The 6,289-nt window shown below is 28.1% G+C and carries 2 protein-coding genes; both read left to right on the forward strand.

All coding sequences use genetic code 11. The annotated features are described in order from the left end of the window. Positions 1-204 precede the first annotated feature (204 nt). Positions 205-3,870: a helicase-related protein gene (locus tag PKN74_RS07425; protein WP_045088295.1), complete on the forward strand. Its 3,666-nt coding sequence runs from the start codon at positions 205-207 to the stop codon at positions 3,868-3,870. After that, positions 3,860-6,289 (forward strand): Eco57I restriction-modification methylase domain-containing protein (locus tag PKN74_RS07430; protein ID WP_472310119.1); only part of this gene is annotated, 2,430 nt, incomplete at its 3' end. The genes PKN74_RS07425 and PKN74_RS07430, both read left to right, overlap by 11 nt.

Consider the following 6,289-nt stretch of genomic DNA (forward strand, 5'->3'; position numbering starts at 1 on the left):
GAGGAATTAAAACTTTAGAAAATCTTGCGAACATATAACGTTGAGAAATCATAACTGTTTTAAATATTAAGTTTATAAGTTTGTTTGAAATGTTATTGGAGGAGCAAGAAATGGATTGGTTATAATGATAAAAAAGTGTATAATAATAAAGATGACAACTTTTGTTAAGTCTATTAACTAATACTTAAGAAAGGATATAGAAATATGAACAGAGAAATTGCTCCTAATATAATAGATAATAGTCAAGGGAGAGAGCTAGTTAGAGTTATAAAAGATCAGCTAAAAAAGTCTAAAGAAGCTAAATTTGCCATTGGATATTTTTTCTTAAGTGGATTTAATTTAGTGAAGGACGACTTTCCAAAGGATTATGAAAATAGGCCTTTTCTAAAAATTGTAATGGGAAATGAAACAACTTACCCTACAAAAGAAGAACTAGTAGAGGGATATAACTTACGTGAAATTTTCAAACAAAGGATGATAGAAGATTTGCAGAGCGAGCAGCTTAGTGATGAAGAAGTGTCTCAATTGAAGACATTAAGGGATTTTGTGTCTAATAACATAATAAAAGTAAAACTTTATGACAAATCAAGATTGCATGCAAAATTGTATTTATTTCTTACAAATCCAAAAGAACCTTATGGTTCATCAGGTTTGGCTGCAGTTGGTTCTTCTAATTTTACTTCTGTAGGAATTACTAGGAATAAAGAATTAAATGTATTGTTAACTTCACGAGATGAAGTTAATTATCTTAACAATTGGTTTGATTCCCTTTGGGAGGAATCGATTGAATTTAGAGAAGACTTACTTAAAGTTATTGATTTATCAGGAGTATTACCAAACAGCCCTTATCCAAAAATTGGAAAGATGGTAGACCCTCAAACATTATTCAAATATCTTGTATATAAATGGTTTGATGGAAGAGTTTTAAACTTATATAAGAAAGATGTTCTTATGGAATTTCAATTGGTAGGTGTGGTAAATGCTATTGAAAAAATAAATTTTTATAACGGAGTTATCCTTGCTGATTCAGTAGGACTGGGGAAAAGTTTCATCGCTGCAGCAATTATTGAAGAATTGCTAGAAGGGAGACACCCAAATTGGGTACCTAAAGGTAAAACCTCTTCAATAATGTTAATTTTGCCGCCTTCTATAATTAGTCAATGGGAAGAGTTACTTATTAAATCGTCCTATTTCTTGACAGACAAAATTACTGAAGTAAAAAAAGAAGAACATAATTTCAAAGTTTACTCAATACATAATCCTCAAGAACAAAAACATTTAGGAAATTTGGCTTTTTTATCTTTAGGAATATTCCAAAATTTGACAGAAGAAGAATTAAAAAAGATTGCAAAAGAATATGATTTTTATGTAATTGATGAAGCACACAAGTATAGAAATAGTAGCACAAACAGATGGAAAAACGCCAGAAAACTACAAAAAAAAGAAGATGGCTTTGCTAATAAATTTTTGCTTCTCACAGCAACGCCTCTAAATAACTCTATAAATGACATATATAATTTGATTCGAATATTTACAGATGACGCTTTTACACCTTTTTATGTAAAAGGAATACCAATAAATAACTTAATGAAAGAATACAAAAACCTAAAAAGAAGGCTGCAAAAAGAAAACGGCGATGATATTAAAAAGGAATTGAAAAAAATAGCTACAGAAATTAAACAAAATGTTCTTGATGAGATCATGATACTAAGAACAAGAAAATATATCACGGAACAACTTCAAGACCTTAAAATTGATGATAAAAATATTACATTTCATGATCCCAAACCATACACTCTAAATTATTATTCATTTTATACAAAAGAATATAAAACTTTCATCGAGACTGTAAGTAACAATTTAGATAAAATATTGTTCGAACACACAAAACTATATGGGACAAGATTTGTTGTTTTTGAAGAAGAGGCCGTAGAAGGAGAAGAATCTATAAAAAGGTTAATAGAGGTTGCTGATTTATTTAAACTTATACTGGGAAAAAGATTGGAAAGTGGAATATATTCTTTTGAAACCACACTTAGAAGGCTCTACGAAAAAGAAAAGATAATCTATGAATGTTTTAATTCTAAAGAGATTTTCTCTACTAAAAAAGAATTGGTAAACTTGATCAAAAAGGCCGTTGAAAAAGCAAGGATTGATAAAGAACTAGACGAAATCGAAGAAGAATATAGCATAGAAGAAGAAAGAGAAGAAACATGGTTTGATAGAGTGGAAAAATTGCTTTTAGAATATGCTAAAGAAGAGGAAATTCCTGGGAAACAATATTCAGAAATAGAATTATTACAGCTTGGATTAGGAAAGGTTTTACGAAATTTATGGAACGATCTAAAGTTAATGGATTGCATCTTCAACGAGCTGGATAAATTAAAGGAATTAAACACCAAAGGTCAATATAAGACTGTGGGATACGTTCCGAAAGAAAGCGAAGATATAACAAAAATACCTATTTATTCATATAAAAATGAACCTAAATTAGAATCTCTAAAACAAATGATTGCTAATCCTTTCTTTAAATCTCTAGAGTTAGAGAATATACCTTCGTTAAATCGAAAGAAAATCTTAATTTTTACACAATACAAAGATACTGCTTATTATATTTATACCAATTTAATAGACTGGATAGAGCAAGAATTAGACCTTCATTCGTGGCTAAAGGATAAAGACAAAATTAAAGTGGCTCTTGTAACTGGAGATACTGATATTGCTACAAAAATTAATTATATGAAGAGATTTTCCCCTCGAGCTAATGATGGATGGGAAGAAGTTAAAAAATACGGTGAGATTGAAATTCTTATTTCCACCGATGCTTTAAGTGAAGGTGTAAATCTTCAGGATGCTAATGCGGTTGTAAACTATGACTTACCTTGGAATCCAATGACTATTGTTCAGAGAGTAGGTAGAGTGAATAGAATAGGTAACGAGAAAGATATTGATGTTATTAATTATGTTCCTTCTGATGAAATAGAGGTAATTGTTGGTGTTCTTCAAAAACTTAAACAAAAAATTCAAGATATTACATTGGTTGTGGGAAAAGATGTAAAAATATTATCTCCTGATGAAGAAATAAGTATAGAAACATTTGGCGAGCGTATAAAAGATATTTCTAGTAAAACAGTATCCGAACTTGAAGAATATGGTATATCTCAGGACTTCAAAGAATTTATTCCAGAAGGTATGCCAAAAGAACAAATTGACGAATATAAACTATTAAATCTTATACAATATGACTTTGCCTATAAAGAACAAGACTTCATTGAAGTTTCGAAAATGAATGATGGCCCTTATTATTCCTATATAGAAGGAAATAATAAAGTTGTGAGTATATACGAGTTTTATCGAGGAAAATATAAAATAATGAAAAAAGTTATGTGTATATCAGAAAATGGGAAAATAGAATATAAAACGCCTCTTGAATTCATCAATTTGTTAACGCACAGAAAAGTTCAATCACAAAAAATTGACAAAGCAATAGAAAATTTAAAATCTATGAAAGAAGAAACAGAAAAGATCACAGAAATATTGAATAAAAGTTCTAACCAAGAACAAAAAGGTTTTCTTAACAATTTATTTAATGCTTTACTCGTTGAAAGGGAAAAGGCAAAAGACATTGAAAGTGAGTTTTATGTGGTTATGAATACTCTTAAAAATATTCCTTATTATTTATATACAAAAGAAATCAAAAAAATTCTTGCTGAAAATGAGTTTATTGAAGTGAATAAAGATACAATAATTATAAAAGATTATAAAAGTACCGTAGAAAATCTTTACAGTTTTTTCAAGAACCAAGGATTAACAGAAGTTGAATCATTAAAAATCACAGTAAATCATTTGGGGTGGTTTTATGAAATCTAAATTAAAAGAAACTATACAAAAAGAACTCGATAAATACCAAACGAAAGAAATACTCATAGATGGTAAAACTTATGCTCTATACGTGGTACCAGAGTATTGTGATGAGCACATTGCCTTATTTGAAGGATTTTTATTTGCTGAAGTGAAAAACAAAAGCAAGTTTGCTTACTTTAAAACTCAGTATAAAACGTCTGCTGGTGGATATACTCCCCGAATAGGAATCATAATTTATGAAGAGCTACTACTTATAAAGGATTTCAGAAAAAACAAATACATTCTTAAAACAATTAACAAAATTAATAACTTGTTTTTAAAGAAGCTTAAAAATTCAATAAAAGAACCTAGTGAAGATAGTTTTAATGATCTGTTCGATAGGACTGATGTGATAGAAGAGTTTTATATACTATACAAAAATTCTAGAGAATTTTTGCTCAAAAATGTTTTGGGAATATCAGAAGAAGAAAAGAGAAAAGAATTTGTCGATAACTTCATGATGCAAATGCTCACACTTTGGTATTTACAGGAAAGAGGTTTTTTCAACAAGGATGCAAAATATTTTATCACTAAATTTAACGAACTGACTCAAAAAAAACTTTTTAACGAATTTAAAAATTATTATGATTTTCTCAATTATCTCTTTGACAAAATGAGTAACGAAGAAAGCAAACAATATATTGAAGACCAGAATATTGGGAAAATAGTTGTTATCGGACCTGCTGCTTTTTTAAATGGAGAAGAATATAGCGAAGCAGTATCTATTCCAGATGAATGCTTTTATAAAAATGAACTGACAGATAAACTAATAAGTCAAGACCCTAAAAAAATTAGTTTTGATATTCCTCTATTAAATCTTTTTGAAAGTAGAGATTGGACAGAAGGAAATATTGATGAATTTGTTCTTGGTGCAATATACGAAAAGCTAATTACTGGTGAGGAAAGAAAAAAACAAGGTGCTTATTATACCCCTGAGGAAATAACTTCTTATATATGTAAAAACTCTATCGAACAATTTCTTGTCGATCAAATGAAAGAAAAATTTAATACAAATTATAAATCGATAGACGATATTGTAGATTCTGGAGATGAAGAAGTTTTAGTGGAATTGTTTGAACATCTAAAAGAAATAAAAATACTTGATCCTGCGGTTGGTTCAGGACACTTTCTTGAAAGTGCGATAAACGTATTGGTTAATATATACGAAAAGATATGGAATAAAGCGAAAGATCTTAATATTAAGAAAGGACTTAACATTGTATCTACAGACGAAAAAGGCAAAATAATAACTATAAACTTGTTAGAAATTCAAGGAGAGGATAAATTTAAACTTTTAGTTAAATTTTTCATAATTCTTTCAAAAAATATTTATGGTGTTGATATAAATCCAACTGCAATTAAAGTTGCAAAAGCAAGAATGTTTTTAACTCTTGCAAAACATTTTAGGATAGAAAAAGAGAATGGAATTTTTATTCGATTTCCTAATGTTCATTTTAATTTACGAGAAGGAAATTCACTCATTGGTTATGTAGATTTTAATAAAGAAGAGAAAAAAAAAGGTAACCCACAGCTTGTATTATTTGATATTAATTTGCAAGAAAGCCAGAGAAAATATATTTCCGAAGAAATTGAATTGATGTCAGATTTGCAAGATTATTTAGAAAAAACTACTAAATTCTTGTCAATTAATGGAAATCTAATACAAGAAATTAAGAATTTGAATAAAATATTATCAAAAGATAAAATTAATTTAGAAGATTTTAAAAATGTTCTTAAAGTAAAAGAAAAATTAACCACCATACTTATAGTTTCTTTAAACTCAGAGTATGCAATCCCTTTAAATAATCTATTAAGAAAAATAACTAATTTGTTTAATCAAAAACTTGATGAAATATTTGCTAAAGAATATAAGGTAACACCACAAAAATTAAAAGAGATAAAAACTTTTCATTGGATATTTGAATTTCCAGAGGTTTTTTTAAAAAAAGCAGGGTTTGATGTCGTAATAGGTAATCCTCCGTATATAAGACAGGAAGAGATAAATAATATTACTAAAGGCGTAGATTATAAGTATATATTGTCAAAAATATTTGTTCCTTTTGATAATACTTTTGATATTTCATTATTTTTTGTTTTAAGAAGCCTCCAATTAGTAAGAAAAGATGGTTATCATTCTTTTATTATTACTAATAAATGGCTTAGAACAAAATATGGGGAAAAGATAAGAAAATTTTTGAAAGAAAATTGTGAAATTAAAAAAATCATAGACTTTAATGGAGTTAAAGTTTTTATGGGTGCCAATGTTGATACGTTAGTCTATATCATTAGAAAAGCCAAACCAAATAAAGAAAATCTTATTTTTTATAATCATGCTTTAAGTGTAGATGAGATAGAGCAAGGAGGATATGAAGTTAAACAAGCTAAT

It is taken from the genome of Defluviitoga sp. (assembly GCF_035349255.1).
Classification (GTDB): Bacteria; Thermotogota; Thermotogae; order Petrotogales; family Petrotogaceae; genus Defluviitoga.